General features: G+C 37.6%; 19 protein-coding genes and 1 other annotated feature. Of the genes, 18 read left to right on the forward strand and 1 reads right to left on the reverse strand.

Features of this window, described 5'->3' with window-relative positions:
- The first annotated feature begins 124 nt into the window (after positions 1-124).
- The 9 genes from spoIIIJ (at position 125) to ASE01S_RS07095 (ending at position 9,941) form a co-directional block, all read left to right on the forward strand.
- The gene (gene spoIIIJ / locus ASE01S_RS07055) at positions 125-898 is read left to right on the forward strand and encodes a YidC family membrane integrase SpoIIIJ (protein WP_067840385.1); all 774 of its coding nucleotides are present in this window, start codon (positions 125-127) and stop codon (positions 896-898) included.
- Between the two features lie 2 nt (positions 899-900).
- On the forward strand, positions 901-1,521 hold the full coding sequence (jag, locus tag ASE01S_RS07060) for an RNA-binding cell elongation regulator Jag/EloR (RefSeq protein WP_067840387.1): 621 nt from the start codon (positions 901-903) through the stop codon (positions 1,519-1,521).
- Positions 1,522-2,021: 500 nt separating this feature from the next.
- Complete coding sequence (mnmE, locus tag ASE01S_RS07065) at positions 2,022-3,398, forward strand: tRNA uridine-5-carboxymethylaminomethyl(34) synthesis GTPase MnmE (RefSeq protein WP_067840389.1); 1,377 nt, start codon at positions 2,022-2,024, stop codon at positions 3,396-3,398.
- A 22-nt stretch (positions 3,399-3,420) separates the two neighbouring features.
- Positions 3,421-5,313 carry a tRNA uridine-5-carboxymethylaminomethyl(34) synthesis enzyme MnmG gene (gene mnmG / locus ASE01S_RS07070; RefSeq protein WP_067840391.1) on the forward strand — a complete coding sequence of 631 codons (1,893 nt, stop codon included), beginning with the start codon at positions 3,421-3,423 and terminating at the stop codon, positions 5,311-5,313.
- 33 nt (positions 5,314-5,346) lie between these two features.
- On the forward strand, positions 5,347-6,063 hold the full coding sequence (rsmG, locus tag ASE01S_RS07075; protein WP_067840393.1) for a 16S rRNA (guanine(527)-N(7))-methyltransferase RsmG: 717 nt from the start codon (positions 5,347-5,349) through the stop codon (positions 6,061-6,063).
- A 177-nt stretch (positions 6,064-6,240) separates the two neighbouring features.
- Positions 6,241-7,098 (forward strand): nucleoid occlusion protein, encoded by an 858-nt coding sequence (noc, locus tag ASE01S_RS07080; protein ID WP_067840395.1) that lies wholly within the window; start codon positions 6,241-6,243, stop codon positions 7,096-7,098.
- Positions 7,099-7,525: 427 nt separating this feature from the next.
- Positions 7,526-8,299, forward strand: coding sequence for a ParA family protein (locus tag ASE01S_RS07085; RefSeq protein WP_067840397.1), 774 nt, complete (start codon positions 7,526-7,528; stop codon positions 8,297-8,299).
- Positions 8,280-9,125, forward strand: a complete 846-nt coding sequence (locus tag ASE01S_RS07090) for a ParB/RepB/Spo0J family partition protein (RefSeq protein ID WP_067840400.1) — start codon at positions 8,280-8,282, stop codon at positions 9,123-9,125. The genes ASE01S_RS07085 and ASE01S_RS07090 overlap by 20 nt, the downstream gene beginning before the upstream one ends.
- Positions 9,126-9,233: 108 nt before the next feature.
- Positions 9,234-9,941, forward strand: coding sequence for a DUF554 domain-containing protein (locus ASE01S_RS07095; RefSeq protein ID WP_067840402.1), 708 nt, complete (start codon positions 9,234-9,236; stop codon positions 9,939-9,941).
- On the opposite strand, the gene yyaC is transcribed toward ASE01S_RS07095, so the two are convergent.
- Positions 9,934-10,527: a spore protease YyaC gene (gene yyaC / locus ASE01S_RS07100; RefSeq protein ID WP_067840404.1), complete on the reverse strand. Its 594-nt coding sequence runs from the start codon at positions 10,525-10,527 to the stop codon at positions 9,934-9,936. The two genes, ASE01S_RS07095 and yyaC, sit on opposite strands and share 8 nt — an antisense overlap.
- An 81-nt stretch (positions 10,528-10,608) precedes the next feature.
- On the opposite strand from yyaC, the gene ASE01S_RS07105 reads away from it, so the two are divergent.
- The 9 genes from ASE01S_RS07105 (at position 10,609) to serA (ending at position 19,866) form a co-directional block, all read left to right on the forward strand.
- Complete coding sequence (locus tag ASE01S_RS07105) at positions 10,609-11,628, forward strand: YkvI family membrane protein (RefSeq protein ID WP_067840406.1); 1,020 nt, start codon at positions 10,609-10,611, stop codon at positions 11,626-11,628.
- 30 nt (positions 11,629-11,658) lie between these two features.
- Positions 11,659-11,850, forward strand: coding sequence for a DUF951 domain-containing protein (locus ASE01S_RS07110; protein WP_067840409.1), 192 nt, complete (start codon positions 11,659-11,661; stop codon positions 11,848-11,850).
- Between the two features lie 232 nt (positions 11,851-12,082).
- Positions 12,083-13,183: a redox-regulated ATPase YchF gene (ychF, locus tag ASE01S_RS07115; RefSeq protein WP_067840412.1), complete on the forward strand. Its 1,101-nt coding sequence runs from the start codon at positions 12,083-12,085 to the stop codon at positions 13,181-13,183.
- A gap of 162 nt (positions 13,184-13,345) precedes the next feature.
- Positions 13,346-13,636 carry a 30S ribosomal protein S6 gene (gene rpsF, locus ASE01S_RS07120; RefSeq protein WP_067840414.1) on the forward strand — a complete coding sequence of 97 codons (291 nt, stop codon included), beginning with the start codon at positions 13,346-13,348 and terminating at the stop codon, positions 13,634-13,636.
- A 12-nt stretch (positions 13,637-13,648) separates the two neighbouring features.
- On the forward strand, positions 13,649-14,137 hold the full coding sequence (ssb, locus tag ASE01S_RS07125; RefSeq protein WP_067840416.1) for a single-stranded DNA-binding protein: 489 nt from the start codon (positions 13,649-13,651) through the stop codon (positions 14,135-14,137).
- Positions 14,138-14,154: 17 nt separating this feature from the next.
- A complete protein-coding gene (gene rpsR, locus ASE01S_RS07130; protein ID WP_169793095.1) occupies positions 14,155-14,391 on the forward strand; it encodes a 30S ribosomal protein S18 in 237 nt (78 codons plus the stop codon).
- Between the two features lie 610 nt (positions 14,392-15,001).
- A complete protein-coding gene (rsxC, locus tag ASE01S_RS07135) occupies positions 15,002-16,324 on the forward strand; it encodes an electron transport complex subunit RsxC (protein ID WP_067840420.1) in 1,323 nt (440 codons plus the stop codon).
- Between the two features lie 3 nt (positions 16,325-16,327).
- Complete coding sequence (locus tag ASE01S_RS07140) at positions 16,328-17,326, forward strand: RnfABCDGE type electron transport complex subunit D (protein ID WP_067840422.1); 999 nt, start codon at positions 16,328-16,330, stop codon at positions 17,324-17,326.
- Positions 17,327-17,659: 333 nt separating this feature from the next.
- Positions 17,660-17,888: a binding site (T-box leader), on the forward strand.
- Positions 17,889-18,279: 391 nt separating this feature from the next.
- Positions 18,280-19,866 (forward strand): phosphoglycerate dehydrogenase, encoded by a 1,587-nt coding sequence (gene serA / locus ASE01S_RS07145; RefSeq protein ID WP_067840424.1) that lies wholly within the window; start codon positions 18,280-18,282, stop codon positions 19,864-19,866.
- The last annotated feature ends 140 nt before the right edge of the window (positions 19,867-20,006 follow it).

The raw sequence follows: 20,006 nt of genomic DNA on the forward strand, positions 1-20,006 counted from the left end.
GATCTTAACCTCTTATTAAAAAAATATATTTACTGATCGTTATAGTATTAACGCTAAGATAATGATAAAATAACACTTGAGTTTTACATATATATGCTATGAATGTATATGAAGGAGGAAAATCATGCGTAAGAAGGTCTTTTTTGTCACGGCCTTAATTGGTTTAGTACTACTCTTATCTGGATGTGGAGATGTTAACCAACCAATCACATCAGAGAGTACAGGATTTTGGGATTCCTATTTTGTCTACCCACTATCATGGTTAATTACTAATGTAGCTGACATATTCGGAGGAAGCTTTGGTTTGGCGATCGTTGTTGTTACGTTATTAATTCGATCCTTGCTTATTCCATTAAATGTTAAACAACTAAAAAGTTCAAAAGCTATGCAAGAGATTCAGCCAAAGCTTCAAGAGTTAAGAGAAAAGTATAGCTCTAAAGATGCGCAAACTCAACAAAAATTACAACAAGAAACGATGGAATTATTTCAAAAAAATAAGATAAACCCAATGGCGGGCTGTTTACCAATGGTTGTTCAAATGCCGATTTTAATTGGCTTGTATCAATCGATCATGCGTACACCTGGCTTACAGGACGGTAGTTTCCTTTGGTTTGAACTTTCACAACCAGATCCATTTTATATTTTACCGATTGTAGCAGCAGCAGCTACTTTCTTACAACAAAAATTAACAATGGCTGGTACGAACTCTACTCAAAATGCTGGTAGTCCGCAAATGACGATGATGCTGTATATGATGCCAATTATGATTGGTGCTATGTCAATGTTTTTCCCGGCAGCGCTCTCCCTATATTGGGTTGTTGGTAACGTCTTTATGGTATTACAAACTATTTTTATTCGTAAACCGTTTAAATTTCAGCAACAAGCGGGAGGAAAATAATAGTGAAACAAGTTACTGCTTCTGGACAAACAGTTAATGATGCGGTCCAATCAGCCTTGCAGCAACTTAACACCACAGAGGACCAAGTCCATATTGATATTATCGATGAAGGTAAAAAAGGGATGTTTGGTTTATTTGGCGCTAAACGAGCTATCGTAAAAGTAACAATTAAAGAAGATCCAATTGACCAGGCAAAAATCTACTTAAAACAAATTGCCCATAGTTTTTCTAATGATGTCGACGTTGATGTAAAACGTGATGGACAAAATATTCGTTTTGACTTATCAGGTGAGAAAATAGCTATGATTATAGGTAAACGTGGACAAACCCTTAATGCTATCCAACATCTTGTGCAAGTTATGTTGAATCGTCATACAAACGAGCACTTTAGAATTATTATTGATGCTGAAGGCTATCGGGAACGGCGGCAGGCTACTTTAGAGCAGTTAGCTCAGCGTTTGGCTGACAAAGCAATAAAAATAAAGAAGCATGTTGCACTTGAACCAATGCCTTCTTACGAGCGTAAAATTATTCATAGTATTTTACAGGATAATCATGAGGTTGAAACCTATTCAGATGGCAAAGAACCTAATCGGCATGTGGTTATCAAGCCATTATTGTAACAGAAAGTTTAGTATGCACGTAACATTACTAAATAAAATTTTCTAATAGTATGTGTTCAAGAAAGCTGAATGATCAACTCGGTGCTATTTTGAACAGCCTTAAATAACGGTCTTTTCTCGGATTCAAAACGAGGAAAGACCGTTAAATTTCACTCAAAAATGATTAAAATCGATAACAAACGATTTGAGAAAATTGTTCTAAAAGCTAGTTTAGCCGTTTTTAGTATCTATATTAGAGAAGCAAAGTCTATTTTTGAGCTTTTTCCATTAGAGTTCTGGTAAAATGTAATACAAGTAGAAAGACGGACGAAGAGTTATCCACAGTGGACAAACGGTAGGTTGAGTTGAAGGTGAGCTAATTTTATCCACAAGTGGATAAAATTATTTATTTTTTTTACTTGTGATTTATGTTATTCTATTAAGTTAGTGATGGTTAATATAAATTGACAGACATGTTTAATATATATTTAGGAAATAGTAAATTTAAGGAGGTGAGAGCGATGGAATTTGATACAATTGCGGCCATATCGACCCCGATTGGAGAAGGGGCGATTGCAATTGTCCGTTTAAGTGGAAAGCAAGCTATTACGATTGCTAATCGAATGGTTAGTGGACGGGATTTAAACCAAGTGGACTCACATACGATTCATTATGGGAAAATTGTTGACCCTGCAACGAATGAATTAGTGGAAGAGGTTATGGTTAGCGTGATGCGAGCACCCAAAACGTTTACGCGAGAAGATGTTGTTGAGCTTAATTGCCATGGGGGATTAGCATCAGTTAACCGCTTATTGGAGCTTACTCTACAGGAGGGAGCACGATTAGCTGAACCAGGTGAGTTTACTAAGCGTGCTTTTTTAAATGGGCGTATTGATTTGTCACAAGCTGAAGCTGTCATGGATTTAATCCGAGCTAAAACGGATAAAGCAATGGGGGTTGCCATGAAACAGCTTGATGGTAAGCTGTCTAAGCTAATTCAACGGCTACGACAGATGCTCATTGAGACCGTCGCCCACGTTGAGGTAAATATTGATTACCCTGAGTACGATGATGTTGAAGAGATGACGAAGCAGGTTATGTTTGACAAAATCGGTGAAGTCTATCAAGAAATTGAACGATTGCTCGCAATGGCAAAGCAAGGAAAGGTACTACGTGAAGGTATTTCTACTGCAATCATTGGCAGACCTAATGTAGGAAAATCCTCCTTAATGAATTCACTCGTTCAAGAAAATAAAGCGATTGTCACTGATATTCCAGGAACAACCCGTGATATTATCGAAGAGTATGTAAACGTTAGGGGTGTCCCGCTAAGACTAGTCGATACAGCTGGAATAAGAGACACTGATGATATTGTTGAAAAAATAGGGGTTGAACGCTCTCGACAAGTCTTGAAAGAGGCAGATTTAATCCTACTGGTCTTAAATAATAATGAACCTTTGACTGAACAAGATCGTCAGCTATTTAACTTGATAGCTGATCTACAAACAATTATCCTCATTAATAAAACCGATTTACCCCAAACGATTGATCGTGAAGAGGTGGAACGGTTAGCGAATGGAAACCCAATTGTGGCAACGTCATTAGTTAATGAGGAAGGGATAGACCAATTAGAAACAGCTATTGCAGACACATTTTTCACAGGAAATATTGAAACAACAGATTTAACTTATGTCTCAAACGTTCGACATATTCAGCTTTTGAAGCAAGCTTTGCGAGCATTAGATGATGCACGAGCAGGTTTAGATGCTGATATGCCAATTGATTTAATTCAAATTGACGTAACGAGAACTTGGGAATTGCTAGGTGAGATAGTTGGAGATACCGTTCAGGATAGTTTAATTGATCAATTATTTTCACAGTTTTGTTTAGGGAAATAGTATATTTTAAGGAGGGAGAAAGATGATATATGATGCAGGACATTACGACGTAATTGTCATTGGTGCTGGCCATGCAGGGGTAGAAGCTGCAAATGCAGCTGTAAAGCGTGGCGCAAAAACACTAATGTTGTCATTGAATTTAGATATGGTTGCCTTTATGCCATGTAATCCATCCATTGGTGGTCCCGCTAAAGGGGTCGTCGTCCGAGAGATTGATGCTTTAGGTGGACTAATGGGTAAAGTCATTGATAAAACCTATATTCAAATGCGAATGCTCAATACTGGGAAAGGTCCAGCTGTACGAGCATTACGAGCTCAAGCCGATAAACCATTGTATATTCAAGAAATGAAACATCAACTTGAGCAATTAGATCTTTTAACTATGCGTCAAGCCATGGTAGAACGACTAATCATAGAGGATGGCATTTGTAAAGGTGTGATAACCGAAACAAAAGCCGCCTATTATGCAAAATCTGTTATTATTACGACTGGAACATTTATGAGAGGAAGCGTCATTATTGGTGACCTGTCTTACCAAAGCGGACCTAATAATCAAAGACCATCAATTAAGCTTTCTGAACATCTAGAAGAGCTAGGTTTTGATCTAGTTCGCTTCAAAACAGGGACACCTCCTCGTGTAAATGCAAAGACCATCGATTATTCAAAAACAGAAATACAACCAGGTGATGAAGAGCCGAGCCATTTTTCTTATGAGACTAAAGAGGCGATTCTTGATCAAATTCCTTGCTGGTTGACTTATACAAATGAGCAAACCCATCAAATCATCAATGATAATTTAGGTTTATCTGCGATGTATTCTGGAATGATCAAAGGGACCGGCCCACGCTATTGTCCTTCAATTGAGGATAAAGTGGTTCGTTTTCATGATAAACCAAGACATCAAATTTTCCTTGAACCTGAAGGACGAAATACGGAAGAAGTCTATGTACAAGGCTTTTCAACTTCTTTGCCAGAATTTGTTCAACATGATATGTTACGAACAATAGCAGGTTTAGAAAATAGTGAAATTATGCGACCGGGTTATGCAATTGAATATGATGCAGTAGTACCAACACAACTTTGGCCAACTCTAGAAGTGAAAAATATCCCTGGTTTATTTACTGCAGGCCAAATTAACGGAACATCTGGTTATGAAGAGGCAGCAGGTCAAGGGCTGATGGCGGGTATTAATGCAGCTGCTCGCGCTTTGAACCTTGAACCACTTATTTTGGATCGATCTCAAGCCTATATCGGTGTATTAATCGATGACCTCGTGACTAAAGGAACAAATGAGCCTTATCGTTTGTTAACATCACGTGCAGAATATCGACTATTGCTACGCCATGATAATGCAGATATTAGATTGACGGAAATTGGTTATAATTTGGGGTTAATTAGTGAAGAGCGTTATCAAATGTTTGAACAAAAACTAGCAAGCATTGAACAAGAAAAACAAAGATTGGCAAAGGTAACAATTAAACCATCAGCAGAACTAGATCAACTGCTAATGGATGCAGGTGGAACAGGGCTAAAAGAACCAATTAAAGCTTTAGACTTATTAAAACGCCCTGAAGTAAGCTATGGATTGATTAATCAACTAGCCTCATCAGAACAAGACTTGCCAAATGATGTTCAAGAACAAGTTGAAATTCAAATTAAGTATCAAGGTTATATTGATAAAGCTAAACAACAGGTTGAACGCATGCAAAAAATGGAAAATAAATCCATCCCTGAAAATATTGATTATGACGCAATTAGTGGTTTAGCTACAGAAGCAAAACAAAAGCTAAAAAAAGTACGCCCATTATCAGTAGGGCAAGCATCCCGAATTTCTGGGGTCAACCCTGCAGATATTTCTATCTTGTTAGTTTATATTGAACAAGGTCAAATTGCGAAGCGGCCAAAAGAAGCTTAAAGCTATTTGGGCCAAAGGAAAGGGAAAAAATCAATGAATATAGATCAATTTGAGCAAGCATTAAGCCAAAATGGTATCACCTTATCAACTGAACAGAGGCAACAGTTTGAGATCTACTACCAAACCTTAATTGAATGGAATCAAAAAATGAATTTAACTGCGATAACTGAACAAGCTGAGGTTTATCTTAAGCATTTTTACGATTCCATTACAGCTGGCTTTTATGTAGATTTGACAAAGGATTTAACTGTTTGTGATGTCGGAGCTGGTGCAGGATTCCCAAGTATACCATTAAAAATTTGTTTTCCTCAATTGAAAGTCACGATCGTAGACTCTTTAAATAAACGTATTGCCTTTTTAAATCATCTTGCCAATCAATTAGGCTTAGAGGATGTTGCCTTTTATCATGATCGAGCAGAATTTTTTGGCCGCAATAAGCAGTTTAGACACCAATTTGACCTTGTCATTGCAAGGGCAGTAGCAAAAACATCGGTACTCAGTGAATTTTGCCTGCCCCTTGCTAAAACAGGTGGTCTTTTTATTGCGATGAAAGGACCGAATGCTGAGAGTGAACTAAAGGAAGCTGAAAATGCAATTGAATTACTGGGGGGACAAATTAATACCGTTTATACGTTTGATCTCCCTAAAAACCAAGGTGAACGCAATATTGTAGTCATTGACAAGAAACGTCAAACGCCTAAAGCTTATCCTAGAAAACCAGGTACACCAACGAAATCACCACTAGTTTGAATGAAACAGTTGCCTAATTTTAAATATTCCTTTACGATTTTGCAGGATATTGTGATAAAATAGTAGAAGTATAGGAATATATGTTGGTATTATATCAGGTTTATTTCATTTAAATGTTCCACGTGAAACATTTTTATTCTGGGATAATGAGAGAACGGAAGAGAAGGTGGTGTTGATATGTTGCCTCCGTTTAGTCGTATATTCGGAATGGGTGATAAAGAAGGGGCAATGGAAGAAGAAACATTGAATCAAGGGGAAGTTGTCCATCTTGCCATAAATCAAATTGTACCGAATCGATTTCAACCAAGGACAATTTTTAATCAAGAGAAAATAGAGGAACTTGCTCAAACGATTCGTACTCATGGTATGATTCAGCCAATCGTCGTAAGAGTCTTAGATGAGGATAGCCAGAATGAAAAGTATGAAATCATAGCAGGCGAACGTCGCTATCGTGCGGTATCCCTCTTAGAATGGGAGCATATCCCTGCGATCATTCGTGAAATGAATGACAAAGAAACAGCTTCGGTTGCCCTTATTGAAAATTTACAACGCGAAGAATTGACAGTAATAGAAGAAGCGAAAGCCTATGAGCGCTTACTTTCGATACATCAATTAACACAAGAAGCACTTGCCCAACGTTTAGGAAAAAGCCAATCTACTATCGCCAATAAAATGCGTTTGTTAAAGCTACCGGAATCTGTTCAAAATGCAATATTAAACAAAAAGATTACAGAAAGACATGCTAGAGCCTTGATCAGCTTAAAGGATCAAAATAAGCAAGAGCAATTATTAGAAGAGATTATTAATCATCATTTAAATGTAAAACAAACAGAACAACGCATTGAAAAGATGCTTAACGAACAGCCTAAAAAGAGAAAACCAAGATTAAAGGGTTTTAATAAAGATATGCGAATAGCTATGAACACAATACGGCAATCACTTAATATGGTATCAGATACTGGCGTTAAGTTAGAAACAGATGAGCAGGATTTAGATGAATACTATCAAATCACAATAAAGATACCAAAAAATTAACCTATCTCACCAGCTGAGGTAGGTTTTTTCTTATTTTATCGCAGTGTTACTGGCTGGGGCTGCGATTACTCGCCCCATCGAAGGGCTTTTGTAAGACTCCCATAACATGAAAAAAGGGAACACGCCATTTCTAAGTGGGAGAGCACAAACCTCAAGCGAAAATGACTTCATTGTTCTGATTGATCAAAGGATATTATTCTACTAGCAATTGAACTAAAGATGTATTGTCTATCAACTGCAAAAATCGTGTTCTTTATAAATAAAGTGTTTAGAAATGCAAGCAGAATAGGTCTATTAATTTAATTTTTATAGGTAAAATAGATTGATTTTTAAATTTAACATAATTATCTATTTAAATTGCGATGTTTATTTTTAAAAAAAATGATAGAATAGATATGATAGAGTTTTAGACTAGGTAGGTGACACGATGGGAAAAGTAATCGCCGTAGCAAATCAAAAAGGCGGCGTAGGCAAAACAACATCAGCCGTAAACTTAAGTGCATGCTTAGCACATTTAGGTCATAAAACGTTACTTGTTGATATTGATCCACAAGGAAATGCAACAAGTGGGGTAGGTATAAATAAAGCAGATATTGATCAATGCATTTATAATGTACTTGTAGAAGATTTAAGTGCTGTTGATGTCTGTGTTTCTACAGCGATTGATAATCTAGATGTGATACCTGCCACGATTCAATTGGCAGGAGCAGAAATAGAGTTAGTTCCAACCATTTCAAGAGAAGTACGATTAAAAAAAGCATTAGAATCATCAATAAATCAATATGATTACATCATTATTGATTGCCCACCATCTTTAGGTCTGTTAACCTTAAACTCGTTAACTGCGGCCCATAGTGTCTTAATCCCTGTTCAATGTGAATACTACGCATTAGAGGGGTTAAGTCAATTACTAAATACTGTGAGGTTAGTACAAAAGCACCTTAATAAAGGATTAATGATTGAAGGTGTGTTGTTAACGATGTTAGATGCACGAACAAATCTAGGATTGCAGGTCATCGAAGAAGTAAAGAAATACTTCCAAGATAAAGTGTATCGCTCAGTTATTCCTCGGAATGTTCGTTTGGGTGAAGCACCAAGTTATGGTCAGCCCATTATTACTTATGATCCAAAATCTAGAGGAGCCGAAGTTTATTTGGATTTAGCAAAGGAAGTGATTGCGAATGGCGAGAGGGTTAGGTAAGGGGATTAATGCTTTTTTTCCAGAGCTTGAACAAGAAAATCTAGATCAAGAAAACGTTATTCAAGTAGAAATTACAAAGTGTCGCCCTAATCCATATCAACCTCGAAAGACTTTTCAAGTAGAAGGACTTGAGGAGTTAACGGCGTCAATTTTGGAATATGGCATTATTCAACCATTGCTTGTAAGAAAATCGATCAAAGGCTATGAGATCATTGCTGGTGAACGACGCTATCGAGCAGCGAAAGAAGCTGGACTTGATCGAATTCCGGTCATCGTTAAAGAGATGGATGACCAAAAAATGATGGAACTTGCTTTACTAGAAAACTTACAACGTGAAAACCTGACACCTATTGAGGAAGCTCAAGCCTATGTGAATTTGATGAAAACCTATGATTTGACTCAGGACGATTTAGCAAAAAAACTAGGAAAGAGTAGACCACATATTGCGAACCTGGTGAGATTATTACAGCTTCCTGCTCCAGTTACAGCAATGATTAATAACGGTGAGCTATCAATGGGACATGGTCGGGCACTTCTAGGATTAAAAGATAAGACGAAACTAACCGTATTAATAAAAAAGATTACCTCAGAGAAACTTAATGTTCGTCAAGTAGAGGGACTTGTGCAACAGCTAAATCAAAAAGCTCCTAAAGAAAAGGCAACCAAAGTTAAGAAAAATATCTTTATTCTCGAACGTGAAAATACATTGCGAGATCGATTAGGGACAAATGTTAAAATACATCAAGGCAAGAAAAAAGGCAAAATTGAGATCGACTTTTATAATAACGATGACCTTGATCGAATTATTGAATTGTTACAAGATTAATAAAGAAAAAACTGATCTGGTTTAGTATCTTACTAAACCAGATTTTACTACATGTGTTGAGAATTTATTCAGAATGTTTCACGTGAAACATTTTAGGCAGGTGCAGCAATGATATTAACAGGAACATTTATCAATGGAGGAGCAATCCTTCTTGGTACTTTTTTTGGGCTTTTTATTAGAAAAATTCCGGATAGATTTAAGGATACAGCTACGGCTGGTGTGGCATTAGCCATTTTATTAATTGGATTACAAATGGCTTTTCAGGTCAATAATATGATTTTAATTCTTCTTAGTCTAATGCTTGGAGGCGTGATAGGAGAATGGCTTAACCTCGAGAGTGCATTTAATAAAATTGGTACAAAAGTTGCGTATTACGTTAATAGAAATCAGCAAGATTCAAGGATTGCCCAAGGGTTTATTACAGCAAGTATGATCTTTGTTGTTGGGGCAATGGCTATAATCGGTGCATTAAATAGCGGGTTAAATAATGATCATACGGTACTGATAACAAAGTCAATGTTAGATGGATTTACTGCTCTTGTGTTAAGTGCGACCTTGGGAATTGGTGTCGGTTTGTCTGCGATACCGGTTGTATTATATCAAGGAAGTTTAGCGATACTTGCTCAACTGATTCAGAGTTCTATTCCTCATGCATTATTAGATAGACTTATCAATGAAACAACTGCTATAGGAGGGTTGTTAATTGTAGCAATAGGATTGAATATGCTAGGTCTAACCAAAATCAGGATAGCAAATTTAATTCCAGCCATCATGATTGTCGGATTGCTTGTAACGGCTGACTACCTCATTAATTGATTATTTTGCTGTGATTCGAGTGGGTGAGATAGGTACGGTGAAGATAATGAAGTGATCTTGCGATGACTTCTGCTTGTTCCATTACTAAATGGAGCCTCGTGTTTTGTAAGGATAAATAATCAACAGGTGTGGTCGCATTAACAATACCGGTTATGTGTAAGTCACCCACTTCAGGTAGCTTCTTTTTTAGCGCCAAACCTGGCTTTAAAGCACCAATACTTGCTGTTATTTTACCAACAGATGTAGCTTTCCCTAAACAGGCATCAACGGCAATTATAAAAGCATGTGGATGGTTAAGATTAATTTGGTTTAATTGTTCTGTCAAATTTAGTGCATGGATTGGCTGTGCTAAAGTACCGTAAACGGTAAAAAAGGCGGGCTTCCATCTTGTTAATAGTGAGCCAGTTATAGGACCTAAAGCATCTCCTGTAGATCGATCTGAACCAATACAAATAATAACGATTTCCTGAGTATAGTTAGGTAACCAAGAAAAAATAAACTTCGCTATATCCTGATAAACCATTAGTTGGTTATAATCTAAGCTCAATTTCTCCGGGCGTTGATCATGCTGTTTAGATAAGCTCATAGTTTCAATACCTCCATCATATTTTTATTAGTATACGATGTTTTGTTCACATCTATACGTGAAATAATGGAGGCAATCATAATGGGGAAAAGCTATCATTGGATATTTTTAATCATTGGCACAATGATTGGAGCTGGGTTTGCATCAGGAAGAGAGCTTTGGCAATTTTTTGGCCCGAAAAGTGGACTAGCTATTTTTTTATTTGTTATTTTAATGGCAATAAGCTGCTATAGTACTTTGCAGATTAGTTATCAGGAAAAAACCCATGACTATCGCCCGATCTTAGCAAAAATAGTAGGAAAAAGAATGAGCTTTTTCTATGATACTATGATTATCATTTACTTATTTTCAACAAATGTGATTATGGTCGCTGGAAGTGGAGCCACGTTTGAAGCATTAAATTTTCCTAAGTGGGTCGGTATTTTATTTATTGTTAACTTGATCTTATGGGTGTTTAATAAAGGTGTTGATGGAATTTTAAAATTAAATAGTCTAGTCCTTCCTGTTCTTCTTATCGTCCTGTTCGGATTATTAACTTTATTTTTAGTAAAGGTTGATTTAATGCCAGAGATAGCTACAAATCAACTTAAGTGGAAGTCGGCTTTTCCCTTTACAGCATTAAACATATTGCCACTAATCTCAGTGCTTGGAGCTATAGGTGGCAGAATTAGCAGTAAAAGAGAAATTATTATAGCGAGTGTTGTAAGTGCAAGTATTCTTGGCGGGCTATCCTTTATTTATAATTATTGCCTTGTCTTAATTTCATCAGAAATTAGTCGATATGAAATGCCGCTATTTGGTATATTAGTGCATTTTCCATATACAGTGATGATCGTCGTTACTGTTATTCTATGGTTAGCCATTTTTACAACAGCTATTGCAGGGATGATGGGCTTGACCGTTCGCTTAAAGTCATTGTGCCCTTGGAGCCTAACTAAGCTAACCCTTATCCTACTATTATTTATTACGCCACTTGCCTTTATCGGTTTTCAAGTGTTAATACAGTATCTTTATCCCTTATATGGTATGATCAATCTCTATCTTTTATTTTGCTTACTGGTCTATCCATTAAAAGTGTGGTACAAGCAGGATAAGAAATGATAAAATGATTGTACAAAGGAGGAATACACGGTGAATAAGCAATATCAATTAAATGATATCGTCGAGATGAAAAAGTCACACCCTTGTGGAGAAAATAGATGGAAAATCATTAGAATGGGCATGGATATACGGATTAAATGCCAAGGCTGTGGCCACAGTGTTTTAATTCCTAGAAAAAAGTTTGAAACAAAACTCAAACGAGTACTTGAATCAGCAGAGTAATATCTAATTGTTTCACGTGAAACATTAATTTTAACTTCATTTAAAGGGGCGTTTGATTTTTTATCTAAAAATCAATCGATAAAAAGAAGGATTTGTTAATTTTTTTAGAAAAATAAGACCAAGCATGGTCTAGTTATCGTTTTTTATAAACTTGTTTTTTCTAGGATCGATTACTATAATGATTAAGGGAATAACGTTCAGATGAGCGGCTTATTTAAGGAGTGGAAGTTTAATGGCATTAACAGCAGGGATTGTCGGCTTACCGAATGTAGGGAAATCGACATTATTTAACGCAATTACACAAGCAGGGGCAGAGTCGGCAAACTACCCTTTCTGTACAATTGATCCAAACGTTGGCATCGTTGAAGTACCTGATCAACGTTTAAATCGATTAACAGAGCTTGTTAAACCAAAAAAAACCGTACCAACAGCATTTGAGTTTACTGATATTGCTGGTATTGTCAAAGGCGCTAGTAAGGGTGAAGGATTGGGAAACCAATTCTTATCACATATTAGACAAGTGGACGCTATTTGTCATGTTGTACGTTGCTTTCAAGATGATAATATTACACATGTAGCTGGAACGGTTGATCCAATATCTGATATTGAAACGATAAATTTAGAATTGATTTTAGCAGATTTAGAAACTGTTACAAAACGGCTACCAAGAGTGGAAAAATTAGCTCGTCAGAAGGATAAAGAAGCGCTGATTGAATTTGAAATTCTAACAAAATTAAAAGAGGCGTTTGAGCAGGAGAAGCCAGCAAGGTCTATCTCATTTACAGATGAACAATTCAAAATTGTAAAAGGGCTACATCTATTAACACAGAAACCTGTGCTATATGTAGCAAATGTTGGAGAAGATGAATTACTAGATGCAGATCAAAATCCTTATATAAATAAGGTGCGTGAATTTGCAAGTAATGAGCAAGCAGAAGTGATTGTAATTAGTGCTAAGGTAGAATCTGAAATTGCTGAGCTTGATGGGGAAGAAAAGACCATGTTTCTAGAGGAGTTAGGTATCCCCGAATCTGGTTTAGACCAATTAATTAAAGCTACTTATCAATTATTAGGCTTAGCGACTTACTTTACAGCCGGGGAACAAGAAGTGCGTGCTTGGACATTTCGTAAAGGCATTAAGGCACCCCAGGCAGCAGGTATCATTCATACCGATTTTGAACGGGGCTTTATTCGTGCGGAGACCGTTTCTTATGTGGATTTAGTGGAAGCAGGTTCAATGTCTGTAGCGAGAGAGCGTGGTAAGGTTCGTTTAGAAGGTAAAGATTATGTCGTGAAGGATGGCGATGTTATTCATTTCCGCTTCAATGTCTAGCATAGTTTTAATGTTAGAGATAGGCAGAAGTGAAATGTGATTATAGCTTGCTAATTGATACTATGTTTGGTATAATAACTGATTGTGAGTAATGATATATTTATTACTCCTTGCTCTTTGTAATCACAAAGGGCCGCTAAGACCAAAAGGAGGTGCAAACGAATGAGAAATTACGAAATTATGTATATCATTCGCCCGAATATTGAGGATGAGGCCAAAACAGCTGTTATTGAGCGTTTTAATTCAATCCTTACTGAGAATGGAGCGGAGGATATTAAAGTTGATGAGAAAGGCAAGAAACGCCTTGCTTATGAAATTAATGATTTCCGTGATGGTTACTATGTCGTACTTAACTTTAAAGGCGATGAAAAAGCTATCAATGAATTTGACCGCTTAGCCAAGTTTTCTGATGATATTATTCGTCACATCGCTATTCGTGAAGACGATCAATAAGGAGGGGTTCTCATGTTAAATCGTGTCGTACTCGTCGGCAGATTAACGAAGGATCCAGACTTGCGGTATACTGCAAGCGGAGTAGCAGTAGCTAATTTCACACTTGCTGTAAATAGACCTTTTTCTAATCAACAAGGTGATCGTGAAGCTGATTTTATCAATTGTGTAGTATGGAGAAAACCAGCGGAAAACCTAGCCAATTATATGAGTAAGGGTAGTTTAGTTGGTGTTGATGGTCGAATCCAAACAAGATCATTTGATGGACAAGACGGGAAACGTGTCTACATTACAGAGGTTGTAGCTGACAGTGTTCAGTTTTTAGAAACAAAGGGCAGTCAGTCTGCAGCTAGAAGTGGCGAACAGGGGTCTGGAGCTTATCAGTCCGAGCAATACCAGAACCAACAACAAGCGCCAAGTCAAAATTATTCCAATCAACAGTCAGGTTCTAGTCACGAAAATTTAGAGCCGATTGATATATCAGATGATGACTTACCATTCTAATAAGTAAAGGAGTTGTTATAATGGCACCTCGTCGTGGTGGACGTTCAAAGCGCCGTAAAGTTTGTTATTTCACAGCAAACGGCATTACACATATCGACTATAAAGATGTTGATTTACTAAGAAGATTCGTTTCAGAACGTGGGAAAATTCTTCCTCGTCGTGTAACAGGAACTTCAGCAAAATATCAACGTAAATTAACAAAAGCGATTAAACGAGCACGTCAAATGGCATTGTTACCATTTGTTAGTGAATAATCTATTTTAAAAAAACCTATTTAACGTAATAGACTACTCTAGTCAAATTACCGTTAAATAGGTTTTTTAATGTTCAAGTTATTAGAGGCAAAATTTATTGGTTAGGGGAGGTCCAGCACAAAGACGCTAGCTGTAAAGGTATATCATTTTCATTCTTACCTTACTCACTAAGACAAAAAAGTGACAAAGTAGCTGTAATTGGAAAATGAAGAACCTGCTAGATATCACAAGAGGATTAGGGTCAAAGCTGAAGTTTCTTATAACTCCAAGGTCTTGTAGTAACCTAGGCTCCACTTCCAACGTGTTTTGGATAAAGGCTTTTATTGTAATTTTCTTGCTGTTGCTAAATTCAACGGTTAAGTTCGTTGTATGATTTATAGTTTCGTTTTAACATGACACCTCGATTTACTTGCACCTCTTTCGGTTAATTTTGATCACATCCTTACATCTAGATAAACTGACAAACTATTTTTTCTAGTCAAAACGTTTAGCTTGCTAGAGAAAAAAGATATAGAGTATCATAGAGACGTATAGAAAGGAGCGATGCTTTTGGTTATGTCATTACATAGAATTTAATACTAAGCCAATCTAAATCGAAAGGAAGGATAAGATGAAAAAATTATTTCATTTAATGCGAAAGAGGCAAGGGGCCTACACAGAGGACCGTAAAGAGAGGACCGAACACCGCCCCGTCGAAGAAGCACCCGTACCTGAATACCTCATATTCCCACTATCAATGCACATTGGTGCACCAACAAAACCAATTGTTTCTATTGGTGATCATGTCAAAGTAGGCACTTTATTGGCTGAAAAAGATGGTATGATCTCTGCAAATATTTATTCATCTGTTTCAGGAGAAGTTGTTGATATAACGAATCATCCAACTCTTAATGGGGATTCGCCTTGTATTATTGTCAAAAATGACTATAAAGATGAAAGCGCAGAACCTTTATTTGACCCCTCAATAGAATTAGATCCGACAAAGAAGCTTCAGTTAATTGAACAAGCAGGAATAGTTGGAATGGGAGGTGCAACGTTTCCTACATCCGTAAAGCTTTCACCACCACCTAATAAGACGATTGATACTTTAATTATAAACGGTGCAGAATGTGAATCCTATTCGACTGCTGATCATCGCTTAATGGTAGAGTACGCAGAGGAACTTGTAGAAGGTGTTCGCATTCTAATGGAGGTATTGTCTGTTAATAAGGCGTATATAGCATTGGAAACAAACGTGCACGAAAGTGTGGCGATTATGCAAGCAGCCATTCAAGATCACGATACTATTGAGATAAAAGAATTGGAAACGATTTATCCACAGGGATCAGAAAAAAATTTAATTCAAAAGTTAACTGGAAGAGAAGTCCCACCAGGTGGATTGCCAGCTGATGTGCATACGGTTGTAACGAATGTTGCCACAACCTATGCGGTTTATGAAGCTGTTAAATTAGGACGTCCGTTAACTAAACGTATTACTACTGTTTCAGGCGAACCTATTAAAGAGCCGAAAAACTTTTGGGTTCGGATTGGAACACCGATTAATACGTTAATTGAGGCCTGTGACGGATTTCGATCCAGTCCAGGTAAAATGATTCATGGTGGTCCGATGATGGGGAAGCCATTAACCTCAGGTCGTGTTCCAATCACAAAAGGATCCTCTGTCATTACCTTCCTAGCTAAGGAGGAGGCTAGCCGTTCTGAAAGAACTCCTTGTATTAAATGTGCTGAGTGTCTCCATGTTTGTCCAGTTAGCTTACAACCGATTCTCATCAGTAATGCTTATGAAGATGGAGATTTAGACCAAGCTGAACAGCTTGGTGCATTAGATTGTATTGATTGTGGTAACTGTTCCTATATATGTCCAGCCAAAATTCCATTATTGGATAATATTCGAGCAGCAAAACAGGCAATCAAAGCACAGAAGGAGGACTAACCCATGAATGGAACGATTTCTTTAAATGAAGGCCGCTTAAATAAAACCCCATCACCTCATTTGTATTCTAGACGAAGCTCTGGGTGGATTATGCAACAAGTTATCATTGCCTTACTCTTCCCAACCATTGCAGCTACTTATTTTTTTGGTTGGCGTGTGTTATTAATGGTAGCAGTTGGGATGATTAGTTCAATTGGCTTTGAGTTCCTTTATCAAAAATGGCGTGGGTTGGATATTACGATTCACGATTATAGTGCAGCGGTAACAGGCATGTTAATTGGTTTAAGCTTACCGGTAACTGCCCCAATGTGGAGCATTGTTTTAGGTAGTGCTTTTGCCATTCTTCTAGTCAAGCAGCTTCCAGGTGGTATTGGCCGTAACGCCTTTAATCCAGCCGTTGCAGCAAGAGTCATGCTGAAGATATTTTTCTCACCATGGATTACGAATTGGGTAACACCTGAACCAGATGTTGTGGCGACTGCTACTCCACTTGAGTATATTGGAAACTTTTCACGTTCGGTCCCTGCTGAAGTTCCAGGGCTATGGGATTTATTTCTTGGAGTAGGTCTTGGGGGGAATGTTGGTGAAACATCCAAATTAGCGATCTTAATCGGATTTGTTTACTTAGTTGTAAGAGGGATTATTGACTATAAAGTTCCGATCATCTTTGTTTTAACAACCGCTACTCTCGCTTCTTTATATGGTGACTTTAGTTTTACCTATTATATGACCCATGTTTTAAGCGGTACATTACTTTTTGGTGCTGTTTACATGGTAACAGATTATAGCTCAGGAGCCCTTACTCCTGATGGGAAAATTGTTTTTGCTATTGGGTGTGGTGTACTAACCATGCTACTTAGGATTGTATTTGATTTCCCTGGAGGAATTGGAATTGCTATCTTAATCATGAATGGACTTGCACCATTGATTGATAAATACCTTGCTCCACGAATATATGGGCATAAGAAAAGACCGACTAGAGAGAATGTGAAGATAAGTTAGCATTATAAAAATCAATCGAGGATATTAACTTCTCCCAATTCTATAGGTGGTGAGATGAATGCCTCTTTGTCTTCCATTCAGTTACGAGGTTCAACCCCTGGCTGTATCGAGTTAAAGATAATAAAAGATAAGGAAGCGGTGTTGTTGCCTGTTCTCAGAACTAACACCGCTTCCTTTACTAGTTATCATAATATATTCGATCGATAAGATATTTTGTGTTGTAAAATGATCGTCTGATGATGTGTGAACAGCCACCTTAAATGAATGAAAAAGATAGTTGACTTTTGCCAAAATCATGCTATGATAAATAAAAATTCAAAATTTTTAGTCATATTAAAAACGATGAAGAAGATAGGTTTATTGTTTTTTGGAGCTTTAGAGAGCTGGTGGTTGGTGTAAACCAGTGCTTCAGTCAATAAATAGCACTTCTGAGTATTCGAATTGAACATCAAGTAGGTTCGAACGGTGATGTACGTTACACATAACCAATGAAGGCTATTCATGATATGAATAGTAAAATCAGGGTGGTACCGCGGAGGTTTTTAGACTTTTCGCCCCTTACAGTTATTGTAGTGGGCGGAAAGTTTTTTTTATTTCTGTCTAGGAAATGATAAATTTTTCGGAAGTGGATAACATGTAGGCAACCTGTTTAGCGACGTCCAGTTTCGAGTGCCAAAAACTAGGCGACTTCACGAATCGTCCTACGATAAGTCATCATCGGTTCGCAAGCTCACCGTGATTCCTTTATCTCAGTTGATTCGCTCCAGTCGCTACGTTTTTAAGCGGGCGCTCTGCGCTTTTGTTCTTTCGAGTTAGGTTATTTAGTTTTCAGATTTTAAAAAACCTAAGACTAAGGAAATAGAAGGCTGGCGAAAAGACAATAAGGCTTAAATCAAAACATATCTGAATTCGGCTATGTTGGTGTAAAAAAATAAAACAGGAGGAATGAACTTATGACGTATCGTGTATTAATTAGTGATCCATTGAGTGAGGATGGTATTTTTCCATTAAGGGAAGCAAAACAGATCGAGGTTGAGATGATTACAGACTTATCACCAGAACAGTTAGTTGAAAAGATCGCTGATTATGATGCATTACTTGTTAGGAGTCAGACCAAGGTCACACGTGAAATTATTGCAGCAGGACGTAAGCTTAAAATTATAGGACGTGCAGGTGTAGGTGTTGATAATATTGATTTAGAGGCAGCAACAGAGCATGGGGTAATTGTTGTAAATGCCCCTGATGGTAACACTAACTCAGCAGCTGAGCACACGATCGCAATGCTAATGGCATTAGCTAGAAAAATTCCCCAGGCTTATTATGCATTAAAGCAACAAAAATGGGATCGAAAAAGCCATGTTGGGGTTGAACTAAAGGGGAAAACATTAGGAGTTGTGGGATTAGGCCGAATTGGTCGAGAGGTTGCATTACGAGCCAAAGGACAACGGATGAAGGTGATCGCTTTTGATCCATTTTTAACGACTGAAAAGGCAGATCAGCTCGGTATCATTAAAGGATCTATCGATCAGGTTATCGAAGTGGCTGATTTTCTAACTCTCCATACTCCGTTATTAAAAGAAACTAAACATTTAATTGATGCCACTGCGATCGCCAAAATGAAGCCAGGTGTTCAAATTATCAATTGTGCCCGTGGTGGAATCATTGATGAAGAAGCATTGTACCAAGCAATAAAATTAGGGAAAGTAGCTGGTGCTGCTCTAGATGTATTTGAACAGGAACCAGCGACCAACCATAAGCTCTTGGAGCTCCCAGAGGTGATCGCAACGCCTCATTTAGGCGCAAGTACAGTAGAGGCCCAAGAGAGTGTGGCCATTGATGTCAGTCATGATGTTGTTCGTCTCTTAACGGGAGATTTAGTTAGAAATCCTGTCAACTTACCGTCTGTTCCGAAAGATGTTATGAAAAAAATAGAGCCATACTTTTACTTGGCAGAAAAGATTGGTATGATACTCTCACATTTAACAACAGAGGTCATTGAAGAAATTAACCTTTCCTATTCAGGTGAATTACATGATGTTGAAGTCGGCCCACTGACTCGAAATGCGATAAAGGGGCTACTAAAGTGTCACTTTGGTGATCATATCAATGATGTGAATGCAGCCTATTTAGCTGAGCAACAAGGACTCGTTATTAACGAGCTTATTACCAGTCATGCAGAAGGTTTTGTGAATTTAATTAAAGCAGAAATTAAAACTAAATCAGGGTCAAAGGTAGTGGCGGGAACGCTACTAAGGGGTATTGGACCACGTATCGTTCAAGTTGAAAGCTATAATGTAGACCTAGTACCAGAAGGTCATATTATCTTTATTCGTCACACTGACCAGCCCGGAGTTATTGGTAAGGTCGGTAGCATGTTAGCAGAGAATCATATTAATATTGCCACGATGCAAGTAGGTAGATCTAATATTGGTGGGGCAGCAATTATGCTAATAACGGTTGATGTGGCAGTTACGGATCAAGACTTAACGGGTTTGACCGATGTCGAAGAGATTTTAGAAGTAGTGGCCCTTGAACTTTAGCATAGGTAGCAAGACCATAAGAAGAGTGAACGCTAGGATCGAAAGGTAGGAGCAAAAGATCAGGGTCTGACCCTTAGGAGTCTCACAGTCTAAAAAACGTCGATATGGTGATAAACCACTTCGACGTTTTTTGATCAATA

Source organism: Amphibacillus sediminis NBRC 103570 (assembly GCF_001552275.1).
Classification (GTDB): Bacteria; Bacillota; Bacilli; order Bacillales; family Amphibacillaceae; genus Amphibacillus_B; species Amphibacillus_B sediminis.

Bases quoted from the DNA above. Each gene is read 5' to 3' on its own strand.
- yyaC (WP_067840404.1), bottom strand. From the start codon at position 10,527: ATGAGCTTATCTAAACAGCATGATCAACGCCCGGAGAAATTGAGCTTA.
- ASE01S_RS07090 (WP_067840400.1), top strand. From the start codon at position 8,280: ATGGCGAGAGGGTTAGGTAAGGGGATTAATGCTTTTTTTCCAGAGCTT.
- noc (WP_067840395.1), top strand. From the start codon at position 6,241: ATGTTGCCTCCGTTTAGTCGTATATTCGGAATGGGTGATAAAGAAGGG.
- serA (WP_067840424.1), top strand. From the start codon at position 18,280: ATGACGTATCGTGTATTAATTAGTGATCCATTGAGTGAGGATGGTATT.
- rpsF (WP_067840414.1), top strand. From the start codon at position 13,346: ATGAGAAATTACGAAATTATGTATATCATTCGCCCGAATATTGAGGAT.
- ASE01S_RS07105 (WP_067840406.1), top strand. From the start codon at position 10,609: ATGGGGAAAAGCTATCATTGGATATTTTTAATCATTGGCACAATGATT.
- rsmG (WP_067840393.1), top strand. From the start codon at position 5,347: ATGAATATAGATCAATTTGAGCAAGCATTAAGCCAAAATGGTATCACC.
- spoIIIJ (WP_067840385.1), top strand. From the start codon at position 125: ATGCGTAAGAAGGTCTTTTTTGTCACGGCCTTAATTGGTTTAGTACTA.
- mnmE (WP_067840389.1), top strand. From the start codon at position 2,022: ATGGAATTTGATACAATTGCGGCCATATCGACCCCGATTGGAGAAGGG.
- mnmG (WP_067840391.1), top strand. From the start codon at position 3,421: ATGATATATGATGCAGGACATTACGACGTAATTGTCATTGGTGCTGGC.
- ychF (WP_067840412.1), top strand. From the start codon at position 12,083: ATGGCATTAACAGCAGGGATTGTCGGCTTACCGAATGTAGGGAAATCG.
- rsxC (WP_067840420.1), top strand. From the start codon at position 15,002: ATGAAAAAATTATTTCATTTAATGCGAAAGAGGCAAGGGGCCTACACA.
- ssb (WP_067840416.1), top strand. From the start codon at position 13,649: ATGTTAAATCGTGTCGTACTCGTCGGCAGATTAACGAAGGATCCAGAC.
- ASE01S_RS07085 (WP_067840397.1), top strand. From the start codon at position 7,526: ATGGGAAAAGTAATCGCCGTAGCAAATCAAAAAGGCGGCGTAGGCAAA.
- ASE01S_RS07095 (WP_067840402.1), top strand. From the start codon at position 9,234: ATGATATTAACAGGAACATTTATCAATGGAGGAGCAATCCTTCTTGGT.
- ASE01S_RS07140 (WP_067840422.1), top strand. From the start codon at position 16,328: ATGAATGGAACGATTTCTTTAAATGAAGGCCGCTTAAATAAAACCCCA.